General features: G+C 68.3%; 14 protein-coding genes. 13 read left to right on the top strand and 1 reads right to left on the bottom strand.

The features are described from left to right. Nucleotides 1-22 precede the first annotated feature (22 nt). The gene (locus tag BT264_RS13985) at nt 23-1,300 is read right to left on the bottom strand and encodes an NAD(P)/FAD-dependent oxidoreductase (protein WP_072437957.1); all 1,278 of its coding nucleotides are present in this window, start codon (nt 1,298-1,300) and stop codon (nt 23-25) included. Nucleotides 1,301-1,517: 217 nt separating this feature from the next. On the opposite strand from BT264_RS13985, the gene BT264_RS13990 reads away from it, so the two are divergent. The 13 genes from BT264_RS13990 (at nt 1,518) to BT264_RS14050 (ending at nt 16,679) form a co-directional block, all read left to right on the top strand. Then, nucleotides 1,518-1,790, top strand: coding sequence for a ubiquitin carboxyl-terminal hydrolase 14 (locus BT264_RS13990; protein WP_034184373.1), 273 nt, complete (start codon nt 1,518-1,520; stop codon nt 1,788-1,790). 199 nt (nt 1,791-1,989) lie between these two features. Next, entirely contained in the window at nt 1,990-2,472 is a 483-nt protein-coding gene (locus BT264_RS13995; RefSeq protein WP_072437956.1) for a VOC family protein, read from the top strand. Between the two features lies 1 nt (nt 2,473). Then, entirely contained in the window at nt 2,474-3,700 is a 1,227-nt protein-coding gene (locus BT264_RS14000; protein WP_072437955.1) for an FAD binding domain-containing protein, read from the top strand. Between the two features lie 75 nt (nt 3,701-3,775). Then, nucleotides 3,776-4,135 carry a DUF485 domain-containing protein gene (locus BT264_RS14005; protein ID WP_072437954.1) on the top strand — a complete coding sequence of 120 codons (360 nt, stop codon included), beginning with the start codon at nt 3,776-3,778 and terminating at the stop codon, nt 4,133-4,135. Next, nucleotides 4,132-5,775 carry a cation acetate symporter gene (locus BT264_RS14010; RefSeq protein WP_072437953.1) on the top strand — a complete coding sequence of 548 codons (1,644 nt, stop codon included), beginning with the start codon at nt 4,132-4,134 and terminating at the stop codon, nt 5,773-5,775. The genes BT264_RS14005 and BT264_RS14010 overlap by 4 nt, the downstream gene beginning before the upstream one ends. A gap of 41 nt (nt 5,776-5,816) precedes the next feature. Then, the gene (locus BT264_RS14015) at nt 5,817-6,950 is read left to right on the top strand and encodes an amidohydrolase family protein (RefSeq protein ID WP_072437952.1); all 1,134 of its coding nucleotides are present in this window, start codon (nt 5,817-5,819) and stop codon (nt 6,948-6,950) included. A 169-nt stretch (nt 6,951-7,119) separates the two neighbouring features. Further along, the gene (locus BT264_RS14020; protein ID WP_072437951.1) at nt 7,120-8,244 is read left to right on the top strand and encodes an FAD binding domain-containing protein; all 1,125 of its coding nucleotides are present in this window, start codon (nt 7,120-7,122) and stop codon (nt 8,242-8,244) included. Nucleotides 8,245-8,643: 399 nt separating this feature from the next. Next, nucleotides 8,644-9,924: a cytochrome c gene (locus BT264_RS14025; protein WP_072437950.1), complete on the top strand. Its 1,281-nt coding sequence runs from the start codon at nt 8,644-8,646 to the stop codon at nt 9,922-9,924. Next, entirely contained in the window at nt 9,921-10,421 is a 501-nt protein-coding gene (locus tag BT264_RS14030) for a (2Fe-2S)-binding protein (RefSeq protein ID WP_072437949.1), read from the top strand. The genes BT264_RS14025 and BT264_RS14030 overlap by 4 nt, the downstream gene beginning before the upstream one ends. After that, nucleotides 10,421-12,682 carry a xanthine dehydrogenase family protein molybdopterin-binding subunit gene (locus BT264_RS14035; protein ID WP_072437948.1) on the top strand — a complete coding sequence of 754 codons (2,262 nt, stop codon included), beginning with the start codon at nt 10,421-10,423 and terminating at the stop codon, nt 12,680-12,682. The genes BT264_RS14030 and BT264_RS14035 overlap by 1 nt, the downstream gene beginning before the upstream one ends. A gap of 70 nt (nt 12,683-12,752) precedes the next feature. After that, nucleotides 12,753-13,670, top strand: a complete 918-nt coding sequence (locus BT264_RS14040; protein ID WP_072437947.1) for a LysR family transcriptional regulator — start codon at nt 12,753-12,755, stop codon at nt 13,668-13,670. A gap of 497 nt (nt 13,671-14,167) precedes the next feature. Further along, nucleotides 14,168-15,385 (top strand): MFS transporter, encoded by a 1,218-nt coding sequence (locus BT264_RS14045; RefSeq protein ID WP_072437946.1) that lies wholly within the window; start codon nt 14,168-14,170, stop codon nt 15,383-15,385. Nucleotides 15,386-15,566: 181 nt separating this feature from the next. Further along, the gene (locus BT264_RS14050; protein WP_072437945.1) at nt 15,567-16,679 is read left to right on the top strand and encodes an alkene reductase; all 1,113 of its coding nucleotides are present in this window, start codon (nt 15,567-15,569) and stop codon (nt 16,677-16,679) included. Nucleotides 16,680-16,725 lie beyond the last annotated feature (46 nt).

A 16,725-nucleotide genomic window follows, 5' to 3' on the forward strand; every position in this document is an offset into this window, starting at 1 on the left:
GCGGCTCGGGCTCGGGCTCGGCTCAGGCTCGGGTGCCGCTCGGCCGATGCGCGTCTTCGCCGAGGAACCGGTGCACGAACGTCACGGCCATCGCCCCTTCGCCGACCGCCGACGCCACCCGCTTGACCGAACCCGACCGCACGTCGCCCGCCGCGAACGAGCCGGGCACGCTCGTTTCCAGATAGTAGGGCCGGCGCTCGAGCGGCCACACGCGCTCGAATGCCGGGCAGTCGTACAGGTCGCTGCCGGTCACCAGATAGCCGCCCGGATTGCGAATGATGTTCGTATCCCGGGCCCAATCGGTGTTCGGCGCACCGCCGATGCAGACGAACAGGTGCGTGGCCGGCAGCACGTCGCGCGCGCCGTCTTCCGAACGCAGCACGATCGCTTCGAGCCGGCCGTCGCCGTGCAGCGCATCGACGGTCGTGCCGTACCGTACCGTCACGTTCGGCGTGCGCTCGATCCGGTCGATCAGGTAGCGCGACAGCGTCGCCGCCAGCGACGCGCCCCTGACGATCATCGTGACTTCGCGCGCGTGCCGCGCGAAGTTCATCGCGGCCTGGCCCGCCGAATTGCCGCCGCCGACGATGAACACGTGCTTGCCTTCGCACATCGGCGCTTCGCTCGATCCCGCGCCGTAGAACAGGCCGGCGTTGAGAAACTTCCGTTCGTCGGGCAGGCCGAGACTGCGGTATTCGATCCCGGTCGCGCAGATGTTCGAGCGCGCGGTCAGGATCGAGCCGTCGGCCAGGTCGACGCGAATCTTGCCGTCGACGAACGTCGCGTGCACGCCCTCGCGCATCATCAGCAGCTCGACGCCGAACTTGACCGCCTGCCGGCGCGCGCGCTCGGCCAGCTCGGCGCCCGGAATGCCCTCCGGGAACCCCATGTAATTCTCGATCAGCGAACTCGTTCCCGCCTGCCCGCCGATCGCATCGCGTTCGATCACGACGGCGCGCAGCCCTTCCGACGCCGCGTAGACGGCCGCCGACAGGCCGGCGGGACCGGCGCCGTAAATCGATACGTCGTACTCGATGAAGCGCGGCCGTGCGACCCAGCCGAGCTTCGCGGCAATCTCCGGCAGCGTCGGCTGGTAGATGCGCGAGCCGTCCGGAAAGATGACGACCGGCAAGCGGATATCGCGCAGCGGCGCGATGCCCAGCTCGCGCGCGCAATCGGTGTCGGACGTCAACTCGCACCATTCGTACTCGATCACGCCGCGCTTCAGGAAGTCGCGGATTGCGTAGGCCTCCTTGCTGTTCGGCAAACCGATTACCTTGACATGCTGCGGCTGAGTCATGAACGCCTCCCGGTGACCGTCGTGTCGGATCTCGCCCGGACCTCGCGCCGGGCGCACTTGCGACTGTACGTCCGCTTGCCGCCCGGGTTGACATGCTTAATAAGAATTAAGGTCCGCGCGCGACACGACCGTCCACAATGCACCGTATCCAACCACGCTCGCAGCTTCGCGCCGGCCGCGCTGCGAGCGATCTCCGGCGCCGGCATCGGAGCGGAAGATGACCACGACCTGCACCCATCTCGGCGAAGCGCGCATCCTGACCACCGACAAGGACTACTGCGAGGAATGCGTGAAGTCCGGCAGCCAGTGGGTGCATTTGCGCCTGTGCCTGACATGCGGGCACGTCGGCTGTTGCGACTCGTCGCCGAATCGCCACGCCAGCCGGCATTTTCATGAAACCGGCCACCCGCTCGCGCGTTCGATCGAACCCGGCGAGCGCTGGGTCTGGTGTTATGCGGACGACGTGATGGCCGGCGAGATCGCGTCGTAACGCGCCGCGCGCCGGAATCCGGCGCCCGCGCGCGCCCGTGTCCCACGACGGGCCGCCCGTCGCCCCCACCTGCCGACATCGATCCGGCACCTTTCCGGACCGCGGGTTAACACCGTTCGATCGCGCCTTTGTCATGCCGATCTTTTCGGCTATAGTTTATCGAACGATAACTTATCTATCGATAAACAAGGAGTCTCCCATGCCCGTATCCAGACTCGCGCACTACTCGATCCGCACGCTCGATCTCGAGAAATCGTGTCGCTTCTACGAACGTGTGCTCGGCTTCAAGCGCGGCTACCGGCCGCCGTTCGACTTTCCCGGCGCATGGCTCTACAAGGGCGGCGACGAAGCCGATTACGGCACGGTCCACATCATCGGCGTCGATCCGGCGAACCCCGACGGGCTCGCGGCCTATCTCGGCGACAAGGACCTGCCCACGACGGGCACCGGCACCGTCGACCACATCGCGTTCCTCGCGACCGGCGTCGAAGCGATGTGGAACACGCTGCGCGTGCAAGGCATCGCGTGGCGCGACCGCACGGTGCCGAGCCTCGGGCTGCACCAGGTCTTCATCGAGGATCCGTCCGGCGTGACGATCGAGCTCAACTACCCTGCCGCCGAGGTCGCCGGCCTGGCGCTTCCCGCCGCGGCCGGATCGGCCGGCGCCCCCCACGGAGACTGACATGAACGACAGCACTTCGACGAACCGCAAGGCCGCCATCATCGGCGGCTCGCTGGGCGGCCTGTTTGCCGCGAATCTCCTGCTGCGCAACGGCTGGGACGTGGACGTGTTCGAACGCGTGCCCGAGGCGCTCTCGGGTCGCGGCGCCGGCATCGTCACGCATCCGGAACTGTTCGACGTGATGCTCGCGGCGGGCGTGCGCATCGACGAATCGATCGGCGTGAAGGTCGAATCGCGCATCACGCTGGCCAGGGACGGCACCGTGGCGTCGGAACGCGGGCTGCCGCAGACGCTGACCGCGTGGAGCAAGATGTACCACGTGCTGCGCGCGGCACTGCCCGACCAGCATTACCACTCGGGCGCCGTCGTCGCAGATGTCGCGGACGGGCCTGATCGCGCATCGGTCACGTTGTCCGACGACTCGGTCGTGCACGCCGATCTCGTGATCGCGGCCGACGGATTCCGCTCCGCGATCCGCGATAAATTCCTGCCGGACGCACGGTTGCAGTACGCGGGCTACGTCGCCTGGCGCGGGCTGGTCGACGAAGCCGGCCTGTCGGACGCGACCCACGCGACGCTGTTCGGTAAATTCGCGTTCGGGCTGCCGCCGCACGAGCAGATCCTCGGCTATCCGGTCGCCGGCCAGGGCAACAGCACGAAGCCCGGCGAGCGCCGCTACAACTTCGTCTGGTATCGCGCGACCCGCGAAGACACCGACCTGCCGAACCTGCTGACCGACGAGACCGGCAAGCTGTGGGCGGGCGGCATTCCGCCGACGCTGATCCGCCGCGACGTCCTCGACGACATGGAAGACGCGGCGCACGCGCTGCTTGCGCCGCAGTTCGCCGAGGTCGTGGCGCGTGCGACGCAACCGCTGTTCCAGCCGATCTACGACCTCGAAGTGCCGAACATGGCGTTCGGCCGGATCGCGCTGCTCGGCGACGCCGCGTTCGTCGCACGGCCGCATTGCGGGATGGGCGTCACGAAAGCCGCCGGCGATGCGCTCGCCCTCGTCACGGCACTCGCCACGCGCACCGACCCGCTCGACGCACTGTGCGAATACAGCGAAACGCGCACCGCGTTCGGTGCCGCGATCGTGCAGCACGCGCGCCATCTCGGCGCCTACATGCAGGCGCAACTGAAGGACGACACCGAGCGCGCTATGGCCGAACGCTATCGCACGCCGGAAGTCGTGATGCGGGAAACCGCCGTTCCGCCGCATTTCTGAGCGCGGGCGGGCGCCGCGTGCGAGACGCGCGGCGCCCGCTGCCCGGCCCGGATACCCAAACCAGAAGGAGACACCGTGAACCACCCGATTCCGGCTGCCGCCGGCACCGCATCCGACCTGGACGCGCCGGCACAGGCCACGCACCCGCTGCTGCGCGATGCCCGCTTTCGCGATCTCGTCAGGCGCAGAAGGCTGTTCGCCTGGTCGCTGACGCTCGTCATGCTCGCCCTCTATTTCGCGTTCATCCTCACGCTGGCGTTTTCGCCGACGCTGCTCGGACAGCCGATCGTGCAGGGCCGGCCTACCCCGTGGGGCATCCCGGTCGGTTTCGGCATGTTCGTCGTCACGTTCGCGCTGGTCGCGCTTTACGTGTATCGGGCCAATTCGGTGCACGACACGATCGTCGCGTCGATTCGTCACGGAGGCGATCAATGAAACGCCTGCTCATCGCATCGATCGCCGCCGTCGCCGCCGTCGGCCCGGCACCGGCATTCGCGGCCGGCCCCGCGGCGCTGGCGCACGGGCATAATCCGGTCGCGATCGGCATGTTCCTGCTGTTCGTCGCGTCGACGCTTTTCATCACGCGCTGGGCCGCGCGCAAGAACAACAGCGTGGCCGACCACTACGCCGCGGGCGGCAAGATCACCGCGTTCCAGAACGGCTGGGCGATCGCCGGCGACTACATGTCGGCGGCGTCGCTGCTCGGCATCTCCGCGCTGGTGTTCACGAGCGGCTACGACGGCCTGATCTATTCGGTCGGCTTTCTCGCGAGCTGGCCGATCATCCTGTTCCTGATCGCCGAGCCGCTGCGCAACCTCGGCAGGTACACGCTCGCCGACGTCGTGTCCTATCGCCTCCGGCAACGGCCGATCCGCGCGTTCGCGGCGTCGAGCTCGATCGTCATCGTGCTGCTGTACCTCGTGTCGCAGATGGTCGGCGCGGGCAAGCTGGTCGAGCTGCTGTTCGGCCTGAACTACACGGTCGCGGTGCTGATCGTCGGCGTGCTGATGGTCGTCTACGTGTTCTTCGGCGGGATGCTGGCGACGACCTGGATCCAGATCATCAAGGCCGTGCTGCTGCTCGCCGGCGCGGCCTTCATGGCGATCATGGTGCTGAGCCGTTTCGGCTTCAGCCTCGATGCGCTGTTCGCGCAGGCGATTCTCGTGCATCCGAAACATGCGGCGATCATGCGCCCCGGCGGCCTGGTATCCGATCCGGTCTCGGCCGTGTCGCTCGGTCTCGCGCTGATCTTCGGCACGGCAGGCCTGCCGCACATCCTGATGCGCTTCTTCACGGTCGGCGACGTCAACGCGGCCCGCAAGAGCATCCTCTATGCGACCGGCATCGTCGGCGCCGGCTATGTGCTGATCGTCATCATCGGCTTCGGCACCATCGCGCTCGTCGCGTCGGACCCGCAGTACCGCGACGCATCCGGCGCCATCGCGGGCGGCGCGAACATGGTCGCGGTCCATCTCGCGCATGCGGTCGGCGGCGACGTGTTCCTCGGCTTCATCTGCGCGGTCGCATTCTCGACCATCCTGGCCGTGGTCGCCGGACTGACGCTCGCGGGTTCGTCGGCGATCTCGCACGACCTGTATGCGAACGTGCTGCGTCGCGGCCGCGCTTCGGATCAAGAGGAAATGCGCGTGGCGCGCGGGACGACCCTGGTGCTCGGCGTGCTCGCGATCCTGCTCGGCATCGCGTTCGAAAAGCAGAACATCGCGTTCATCGTCAGCCTCACGTTCTCGATCGCGGCAAGCTCGAACTTTCCCGTGCTGCTGCTCTCGATCTACTGGCGCGGCCTGACGACGCGCGGCGCGGTGCTGGGCGGCCTGACCGGGCTCGCCACCGCCGTGACGCTCACCGTGCTGAGCCCGACCGTCTGGGTCCAGGTGCTCGGTCATGCGCATGCGGTCTATCCGTACGAATATCCGGCGCTGTTCTCGATGGCGGCGGCATTTGCCGGCGTCGTCCTGTTCTCCGTCACCGACCGCTCGGCCCGTGCGCAACGAGAACGCGAGCAGTTCGACACGCAGCTCGTCGCCTGCGAAATGGGCATGACGCAACGCGGCTGAGCCGCACGCCCCGAAAAAATCGATATCCCGTGGGAGACACCATGTTGAACTGCACCTGCTGCATGTCGCCGGCACGGCGCCGCCTGCTCGGCGCGTTGGCCGCGCTCGCCGGCACGGCCGTCGCCGGACGCACCGCATCCGCAGCCGACACCGCGAGCGCACCGGCCGCCTCGGCCGCCGTGCCGCGGCACCGGCCGCGCTCGATCGACATCCACGCGCACTACTACCCTGAAAGCTTTTGCGATCTGGTCGGCGGCGAAGGCAAGCGCTTTGGCGGGTCGTTCGCGTGCGACGATGCGTCGTTCACGTTCCGGACGCCCGCCGGCGGCCTCGGGCCGCTGCCGATGAAGTTCATCGACGTCGACGCGCGGCTCAAGGACATGGATGCATCCGGCGTCGACGTCCAGGCGCTGTCGCTCAGCGTGCCGATGGCGTACTGGGGCGACCGGCCGTTCAACGCGAAGCTCGCGCGCGACTGGAATTCGGCCGCGTCGCGCGTCTACCGGCGGCACCCGACGCGGTTCGTCGTACTCGCGACGCTGCCGATGCTGAACGCGACCGATGCGATCGACGAACTCGAGCGCGCTGCGCAGTTGCCGGGCGTGCGCGGCGTGTACATGGGCACCAACATCGACAACCGCGATCTCGACGATCCGCTGTTCGCGCCGGTGTTCGCGCGCATCGAGCAACTGGGCCTGCCCGTGTTCCTGCATCCGCAGCAAACCGTCGGCGGCGCGCGGCTCGGCGATTTCTACCTGAGCAACCTGCTCGGCAATCCGTTCGATACGGCGATCGCGGGCTCGCACCTGATCCTGGGCGGCGTGCTCGACCGCCACCCGAACCTGCACGTCACGTTGCCGCATGCGGGCGGCGCGCTGCCGATCCTCGTCGGGCGCCTGGACGCGGGCTGGACCGTGCGCCCCGAAACGCGCCGGCTCGCGCACAAGCCCAGCAGCTATCTGCGGCGCTTCAGCTACGACACGGTGTCCCATTCGGGGCCCGTGCTGAAGTTCCTTATGGAGAACGTCGGGGTCGACCGGCTCGTACTCGGCAGCGACTACTGCTTCGACATGGGCTACGAGCAGCCGGTCCGCTTTCTCGACCGGCTCGACCTGACGGCGGAACAGCGTTCGATGATACTCGGCGGCAATGCGGGCCAGCTGCTCGGGATCTAGCGGGCAAGCAGCCATATGGAAACTTTCGACCCGCGCCTGCACCGTCGGCGCAGGCCGTTGCCGGACCTGGCATCATCCGGCGAACCGGTGCGTGCCGGCATGCAGCGCCACGCATCACGACGGACGACCGGCGACGCACGCCGCCGGCCGAACACGGGAATCACGCACGATGAAGATAGTCATTGCAGGCGGATCGATCGCGGGTCTCGCGGCCGCGCTGACGCTCGATTGCATCGGACACGACGTCATGGTCTGCGAGCGCTCGCCGACGCCGCTGCGCGGCCAGGGCGGCGGCGTGGCCGTGTTGCGCCGGATGATGGCGTTTCTCGAACGGCATGGCCGGCATTGCCGCCAGACGATCAGCGTGCCGACGCATCGGCGGCGCTGGATCGATCGCGACGGCGTCGTCACGCGGGACGAACCCGAAATGCTGCCGTTTTCGTCGTGGGACGCCGTCTACCGCTCGCTGTGCGAGACGCTGCCGCGCGGGCGCATCCATTACGGCCGCACGGTCACCGGCTTCGACCAGGACGCGGACGGTGTCGACGTATACCTCGCAGACGAACGCATCCGCGCGGATGTGCTGATTGCAGCCGACGGCTCCGGCTCGAACCTGCGCGCGCACCTCTTCCCCGGCTATACGCCGTCGTTTGCCGGCTACCTCGCATGGCGCGGCATCGTCGACGAAGCCGAATTCGACGCCGCGTCGATCGCATCGCTGGTCGAGAACATGACGCTTCACAAGGCGCCGAGCGAGCTGTTCATGGCGTTCCTGATTCCCGCGCTCGACGGCTCGCTCGTGCCGGGCACGCGCCGGTTCAACTGGCTGTGGTATCGCAACGAAGCCGATCCGGATGCGCTGCGCCGGCACCTGACGGATCGGGACGGCCAGCTCCATCACGCGTCCGTGCATCCGGGGCAGCTTTCCGACGACACCGTCGCGACGCTGCGGCAGCTCGCGGGCGAACGCTTGCCTGCTTCCCTGTCGCAACTGGTGCTTGCGACGCGCGCGCCATTCAACCAGGCGATTTTCGACGCACTGAGCCCCGGCTTCGTCGACGGCCGCGTCGCGCTGATCGGCGACGCGGCCTGCACCGTGCGCCCCCATACGGCATCCGGCACGTCGAAGGCGGCGAGCGATGCCGTATCGCTCGCCGAAGCGCTGCCGGCCGATGCGACCGATGTCGTCGAGCGCCTCGCGCAATGGTCTGCCCGGCGGCGGGAGGAAGTGACGTCGCTGCTCGACAAGGGTCCGCAACTTGCCGCGTCGTTCGGCCTCGGCACGCCGCGCTGACGCATGTGCACTGGCGCCGGGATGCAGCATGCGCGCGTTCAGAACGTTTCAGCGCAGCTTCAGGAAATGGCGTCGGCGCCCGCGTAGACTGCCTCCCATCATCCACCGCGCGGGCAAACAGCCCACGCGCGGCCCCCACCCATGGAGTAACGACATGATCTCCGCCGCGAATCGCTGTCGCCGGACAGGCTTGTCATCGCCGAATCGATCGGCAATGCTGTGCCGCCGAACATCCGTCGCGAACACGCGCAAGCCGGGCCACGCTCGTGGGCCCGCCTGTCGCGACAACCGGATCCGCGCTGCCGCGCGCGATCGTCATGCGGACGTGCGCGGCCGACGCGCCGTCTATTGCCCCGCCTGTCGAATGACGCCGGACGAACCGGTTCGCGTGGAGCGCGCATGAAGCACAAGCGACTCTGGTTGGGCGCCGCAGGCGTCGCGATCGCCGGCCTGGCGGTCGCGATCGGCATCATGGTTCGGCCGTCGATCGCGCCGATCGATCCGCCTGCCCGCGCATCGTTCGATCCACAACTGATCAAGGCCGGTGCGCGCGTGGTCGCGCTCGGCGATTGCGTCGTCTGCCACACCGCGAAGGACGGCAAGCCGTTCGCGGGCGGGCTGCCGCTCGCGACGCCGTTCGGCACGATCTACGCGACCAACATCACGCCGGATGCCGACACCGGTATCGGCCGCTGGTCGCGTGACGCGTTCGCGCGCGCGCTGCGCAGCGGCATCGCCCGCGACGGCCATCCGCTCTACCCGGCCTTTCCGTACATTCACTTCACGCGGATGTCCGACGACGACATCGCAGCCGCTTACGCGTACCTGATGACCCGCGAGCCGGTTCGAACGAAGACGCCGGCGAACGACCTGATCTTCCCGCTCAACTTCCGGCCGCTGGTCGCGTTCTGGAACGTGCTGTTCCTGCGCGAAGGCGCATACCGGCCGGACCCGTCGCAATCCGCGCAATGGAATCGCGGCAAGGCGCTCGTCGACGGCCTCGGCCACTGCGCGTCCTGCCATTCGCCGCTGAATGCGATCGGCGGCGAACAGTCGGGCAAGGCATTCGACGGCGGCATCGTCGACGGCTGGGAAGCACCGCCGCTCAATACGCTCGGCAACGCGGTGCGGCCGTGGACGCAGGCGCAACTCGTCACGTACCTGCGCACCGGCCGCGCGAGCGAGCACGGCGCGGCCGCCGGACCGATGCTGCCCGTCACGCGCGATCTCGCGACCGTGCCGGCCGAGGATGTCGAGGCCATCGCGGCCTACATCCTGTCGATCCAGAAGCCGGCTGCCCCGCGGCCTGCGACGACCGCCGCCGAACGCCATGCGACGACGCCAGCCGGCCAGCGCGGCGCGGTGCTGTTCCAGGCATCGTGCGCGCAGTGCCACGGGCCTGCATCGCCGATGCAGTCGATCGGCGAACGGCCGACGCTCGCGTTCGGCACGGCAGTCGCCGCCGACACGCCGCGCAACGCGATCCAGATGATGTTCAACGGGATCGGCTGGCACGGCGAGGACACGCTGAACTACATGCCGTCTTACCTCGACCAGTACGACGACGCGCAGATCGCGGACCTCGCCGCGTACCTCCGCGAAACGTACACCGATCGCCCCGCGTGGAGCGGCATCGACACCCTGGCCGCGAAACTCAGAAAGGAGGACAGCGCGCGATGATCACCCTCACCGTGAATGGCGTGCGGCACACGCTCGACATCGATCCGTCCACGCCGCTCCTTTACGCGCTGCGCAACGACCTGCACCTGCACGGCGCGAAGTTCGGCTGCGGCCTCGGGCAATGCGGCGCGTGCACCGTGATCGTCGACGACAAGCCGATGTTCTCGTGCCTGATTCCGGTCGCCGCGGTCGGCGAGCGCCGCGTCAGGACCCTCGAGAGCCTCGGCACCGCCGAGCATCCGGGCAAGCTTCAGCAAGCGTTCATCGATCATCAGGCGGCGCAGTGCGGTTATTGCATCGCGGGCATGATCATGCGCGCGCAGGCGCTGCTGGAACGCAAGCCGAAACCCACCGAACACGAGCTGCGCACGCACATGGAACCGAATCTGTGCCGTTGCGGCACGCACATGCGGATCCTGGCGGCCGTGCGCCAGGTCGCGGGCCTGCCGGACCCGGAACCGGCCGCCGCTCCCGTCACGATCAGCAAGGGACTCTGATGAACCCACCCGACGATATCGACGAAGGCCGCCGGCACTTCATGGTTTCCGGCGCGCTCTTCGTCGCGTTCAGCCTCGCACCGGCCGCGCGCGCCGCCGCCGAGGTCGTGATCGCGGACGAAGGTGCGGCCGTCCACGTGTCCGGGGCCACCGAAACGCTGGCCGGCAGCCTGAAGACCAATCCGCTGCTGGACGCGTGGATCAAGATCACGCCCGACGGCAAGGTCACCGTGTTCACGGGCAAGGTCGAGCTCGGCACCGGCGTGCGCACCGCGTTGCTGCAGGTGGCCGCCGAGGAGCTGAACATGAAGCCCTCGCTGATCACGTTCTTGACCGCCGACACCGGCGCGTCGCCGGACGAGGGCTTGACGGCCGGCAGCCACACGATGGCGGACAGCGGCTCCGCGCTGCTGAACGCCGCCGCGCAGGTGCGCGGGCTGCTGGTCGACGGCGCGGCGAAGCAGTTCGGCGTCGAGGCGCGCCTGCTCACCGTCGCCGACGCGGTCATCAAGGCGCCGGACGGCCGCACGATGCGCTACGGCGACGCGGTCCGCACCGTCGACCTGCATCGCCGCGCGACGCCGACGTCGCCGTTGAAGAGTCCGGGCACGTTCGCCGTGATCGGCACGTCGCTGCCGCGCGTCGACATTCCGAACAAGGTCACGGGCGGCGTCAGCTACGTGCAGGACATGACGCTGCCCGGCATGCTGCATGCGCGCGCCGTGATGCCGCCGGTGTACGACGCGAAGCTGCTGTCGTTCGACGAAGCCGCGATCCTGAAGATGCCGGGTGTCGTGCGGATCGTGCGCAACGGCAGCATGCTCGCGGTGGTCGCGCAGGGCGAATGGCAGGCGGTCGTCGCGCAGCGCGCACTGGCCGCCGGCTGCCGCTGGTCGCCCGGCCGGGCGCTGCCCGATCGCGACACGGTTCACGAGGACCTGAAACGAATCTCGACGCAGCGCATCGAGATCGCCGATACGCATGCGCAAACCGCGCCGGCGACGAAGACGCTGTCCGCCACGTTCCTGAAGAACTACCTGCTGCACGGCTCGATCGGGCCGTCCTGCTCGGTCGCGCATCTCGAGAACGGCATGCTGACCGTGTGGACCCACTCGCAAGGCGTCTACCCGCTGCGCGACGCGCTCGCCGAGATGCTGTCGATGCCGAAGGCGAACGTCCGCTGCATTCACACCGAGGGCTCCGGCTGCTACGGGCACAACGGCGCGGACGACGCGGCCGCGCATGCGGCGCTGATCGCGGCCGCGATGCCCGGCAAGCCGATCCGCGTCCAGTGGATGCGCGAACAGGAACATACGTGGGACCACTTCACGCCGGCGATGGTCACCGAGCTCAGCGCGTCGCTCGACGCGAGCGGCCGCATCGTCGACTGGAAATACGCGCTGTGGAGCAGTTCGCACAACGAGCGGATCGTCAACGCCGGCCGGCTGCTGCCCGCGCGCATGCTCGAGCCGCCGTTCGTGCCCGCACCGTCGACGCCGATGCTGCAGCCCGAGGGCGGCGGCGACCGCAACGCGATCCCGCTGTATGCGCTGCCGAACATGCACATCGTCAACAACTTCTCGCCGACGATGCCGCTGCAGACGTCGGCGATGCGCTCGCTCGGCGCGCACACGAACGTCTGGTCGATCGAAAGCTTCATGGACGAGCTCGCGCACGCGGCCGGCGTCGATCCTGTCGAATTCAGGCTGCGTCACATGCAGGATCACCGCGCGAGCCAGGTGATCAAGCTCGCCGCGACGAAATTCGGCTGGCCGCGGCCGCCGCGCGAACGCAACCGCGGCGTCGGCTTCGCATTCGGCAAATACAAGAACCTGATGGCCTACGTCGCGATCGCGGTCGAGGTGTCGGTCGTGCCTGAAACCGGCCAGGTGACGCTCGAACATGCGGAAGCGGCCGTCGACGCGGGCCAGATCGTGTCGCCGGACGGCATTCGCAACCAGATCGAGGGCGGTATCATCCAGTCCGCGAGCTGGACGCTGTACGAGGCGCTGAAATACGATACGCAGCGCGTGCGCAGCTTCGACTGGAGCAGCTATCCGATCCTGCGCTTCTCGGCGGCGCCGCAAAGCGTGCGGGTCAATCTGATCAATCGCCCCGGCGCGCCGTTCCTCGGCGCGGCCGAGGCGTCGATGGGACCGACCGCCGGCGCGCTTGCCAACGCGATCTTCGACGCGACCGGCCAGCGCCTGCGCGAAATGCCGTTTGCGGGCGACGCGCTCAGGAAACGCATCGACGCCTAGCGGCACGACACGACACATCGCGCCGGCATGAACCGGCGCGGACAACAAACAGGCTGGAGATTTCGGAACGATGGATACCTTGCTTTCAATGCGCGTGTTTACGCGCATCGTCGAGACAGGCAGCTTCACGCGCGCGTCCGACACGACCGGTCTCACGACGCCGCGCGTGTCCGCGCTGCTGAGCGCGCTCGAACAGCATCTCGGCTGCCGGCTGCTGAACCGCACCACGCGCCGGATCTCGCTCACCGAGGACGGGCAGGCGTACTACGAACGCTCGGTCGCGGTGCTGCGCGAGATCGACGACATGGAGGCATCGGTATCGCAAGCGCGCAACGTGCCGCGCGGCCGTCTGAAAGTGAACCTGCCGCCGGCCATGGCGAAGCAGATCATGGTGCCCGCGCTGCCCGAATTTCTCGCCGCCCATCCGGGCATCATGGTCGAGCTCGGCGTGACCGATCGCCAGATCGATCTCGTCGGCGAAGGCGTCGACTGCGTGGTGCGAATCGGCGCGCTCGACGATTCGGGGATGGTCGCGAAACGGATCGGCAGCCTGACGACCTGCACCTGCGCGTCCCCCACGTATCTCGACCGATGCGGCGCGCCCGACACGGTGGACGATCTCGCCCAGCACGTCGCGATCAGCCACATCTCGGCCGATACGGGCCGCCCGCGCCCCTGGGACTACGTCGTCGACGGCGAAACGCGCATCGTGCAGATGTGCGGCACGGTCGCGGTCAACGATGCCGACACTTACATCGAGTGCGGCGTCGCGGGGATCGGCCTGATCAAGACCTCGCTGTACCTGGTCGAGCCATATCTGAAATCGGGGCGCCTGCGCGAGGTGCTGACCGATTTCAACACGCCGCCCCGGCCGATCTCGATCCTGTATCCGCCCAATCGGCATACGCCCGTCAAGCTCAAGGTCTTCGTCGACTGGCTCGCGGGGCTGTTCGCGGAGATTCCGACGCTGCAGGGCAAGCGCTGTTGAAACCCGCCGCTGTTGAAACCCGCAGTTGCAACTGATCGTCCGCGCCGCCGTGCGCACAGCATGAATCACATGATTTAAGACGGCGTTCAGGACTATTCCGTCCTGTCGATCCAGACTGGCCTCATCGGGCTTCGCGATTCGCGATATCCGCGCCGGAGGCCCGTTTCGAGACGCACATCATGAAAATCGTGACCGCCGCGCGGTCCGTCCTGGCCGTTTTCGATGTCCCCAGCCCCGCCTTCGCCAGCGGCCGCATCGCGCTAGTCGCCGACGCGGCCCCTCCTCGCGCGGGCGCGGCCGCCCGACGCGCATAAACCCGCGCACGATCCACCCCTTTGCGTGGCGCGCAATGCTTGATTGCGCCCCGGACGTATTCCCTTGTTATCGATCGATCAATAATCTTGACGGCAATGCGGCGGCTTCCGTTTCGCCGCGACGGCAATCGCAACGCCCGCCCGGCGAACGGGCACCCGACATCTCTTTCCAAGGAGTCGACCATGTCAGCAGAATCCACCCCGCTCGCGCCCCACGGGCACACGGCCAAGCTTACGCAGGGCCTCATCCTGCTGTTCGCGTTCAGTTGCGGCGCGATCGTCGCGAACCTGTACTACGCGCAACCGATCACCGAACTCATCGCGCCGAGCCTGCACATGTCCGGCGAAACCGCGAGCCTCATCGTATCGCTGACCCAGATCGGCTACGCGCTCGGCCTGTTCTTCATCGTGCCGCTCGGCGACCTGCTCGAGAACCGCAAGCTGATGATCGTCACGGCCGTCGTGTCGATCGCGAGCCTCGCTGCCGCCGCGGTCGTCCAGACGCCCGGGCTGTTCCTCGCGATTTCGCTGCTGGTCGGCTTCAGCTCGGTTGCCGTGCAGATCCTGGTGCCGCTCGCCGCGCACCTCGCGCCGGATCATTCGCGCGGCCGCGTGGTCGGCACGATCATGAGCGGGCTGCTGCTCGGCATCCTGCTCGCGCGCCCGCTGTCGAGCGTGGTGGCCGACGCGTTCGGCTGGCGCTTCGTGTTCGCGGCCGCCGCCGTGCTGATGACGCTCGTGACGGCCGTGCTCGCGCTGACGATTCCGTCGCGCCAGCCCGATCATCGCGCGACCTACTTCGAGCTGATCGGCTCGCTGCTGCATCTGGTCCGCACGATGCCGGTGCTGCGCCATCGCGCGTTCTACCAGGGCCTGATGTTCGCGTCGTTCAGCCTGTTCTGGACCGCCGTGCCGGTCGAGCTGACGCGTCACTTCGGGCTGTCGCAGTCGGCCATCGGCCTGTTCGCGCTCGTCGGCGCAATCGGCGCGACGTCGGCACCGGTCGCGGGCCGCCTCGCGGATGCCGGCCATACCGTGCGGGCGACGCTGATCGCGCTGGTCGCCGGCGCCCTGTCGTACGCGGTCGCGCTGATCCATGGCGCCGGCCTGTATGGGCTGGTCGTCACGGGTATCGTGCTCGATTTCGCGGTGCAGATGAACATGGTGCTCGGCCAGCGCGAGATCTACGCGCTGCACGCGGCGAGCCGCAACCGCCTGAACGCGCTGTACATGACGAGCATCTTCGTCGGCGGCGCCATCGGCTCCGCGCTCGCGAGCCCGCTGTACGAGCATGGCGGCTGGCCGCTCGTCGCCGCCGTCGCCGGCGCGTTCCCGATCGTCGCGCTCGCACACTACCTCGCGATCGGGCGTCCGCACGCGGAACGCCACGCACGGACCTGAACCGGCGCCGGCACCGGTTCACGCGCGAATCCCGCCCGGGCCGTTCGCGCGCCGGAACGCTGCCGGCACGTCACCCGCGTCACTCCCGAACTTTCCGCAGGGCCCGCCGTTGCGCCGGTCGCAACCGGACGCTATCGCACGATAAGCGGCGCCGCCCTGCTCCACGCAAAAGGAATCCATCATGTCTTCCCTGCTCAGCCACTACGATCTGCGCGGCCTGCCGCTTCCCAACCGTGTCGTGATGGGGCCGATGACGCGTTCGCGCGCGCCGTCGCGCGGCCAGCCGACCGAGCTCATGGCCGAGTACTACGCGCAGCGCGCGTCCGCCGGCCTGATCGTGACCGAAGCGACCAACGTCAGCCCGGCCTCCGCGTCGTTCGAACTGACGCCGGGGCTCGTCACCGACGAACAGGCGGCCGGCTGGAAGCAGATCACGGACGCGGTCCACGCGAACGGCGGCCGGATCTTCGCGCAGCTGTGGCACGGCGGCCGGGTCAGCTCGCTGACGCTGCTCGGCGGCGATGCGCCGCTGTCGCCGTCCGGCGTCAACGACGATCTCGAGCAATTGCAGGTGTGGGCGCAGTTGCAGAACGGCTATTACACGAAGATTCACGCGACACCGTCGCGCGCGATGACGACGGACGAAGTCGCCGGGACGGTCGACGAATTCCGCCAGGCGGCCATCCGCGCGATGGCGGCCGGCTTCGACGGCGTCGAGATCCACGCGGCCAACGGCTACCTGCCGCACCAGTTCCTGTCGTCGACGCTGAACCGCCGCGACGACCGTTACGGCGGCTCGGTCGCGAACCGCGCGCGCTTCCTCGAGGAAATCGTCGACGCGGTCGGCGGCGTGATGCCGCTCGACCGCGTGGGCGTGCGCATCTCGCCGTACGCGAAGTACAACAACGTGCGCGACGCGGATCCGGACGCGACGTACGCGTACGTCGGCCGCATGCTCGACGAAGCCGGCATCGCCTATCTGCACGCGGCCGACACCAACGGCTGGAGCGGCGAGCCCGACCTGCCGCGCATCGTCGAGAACACGCGCAAGACCTTCGGCGGCACGCTGATCGTCAACGGCGGCATCGCGCCGGAGGCCGCGAACGCGCTGATCGATGCCGGCGACGCCGATCTCGTCGCGTTTGCGCGCGCGTACATCGCGAACCCCGATCTCGTCGAGCGCATCGCGGCGAATACGCCGCTCGCCGCGCCGAAGCCGGTCGGCTGGTATGGCGGCGACCGCACGGGATACGTCGACTATGCGCGTCACGACGCGGCCAGCCGGGGGACCTGAGCCCCGCTCCGGCGGCGGCCCGATGCAGCCTCGCTCAGGCCGTCGC

The sequence above is a fragment of the Burkholderia sp. NFPP32 genome (genome assembly GCF_900119325.1).
GTDB lineage: Bacteria > Pseudomonadota > Gammaproteobacteria > Burkholderiales > Burkholderiaceae > Burkholderia > Burkholderia pyrrocinia_C.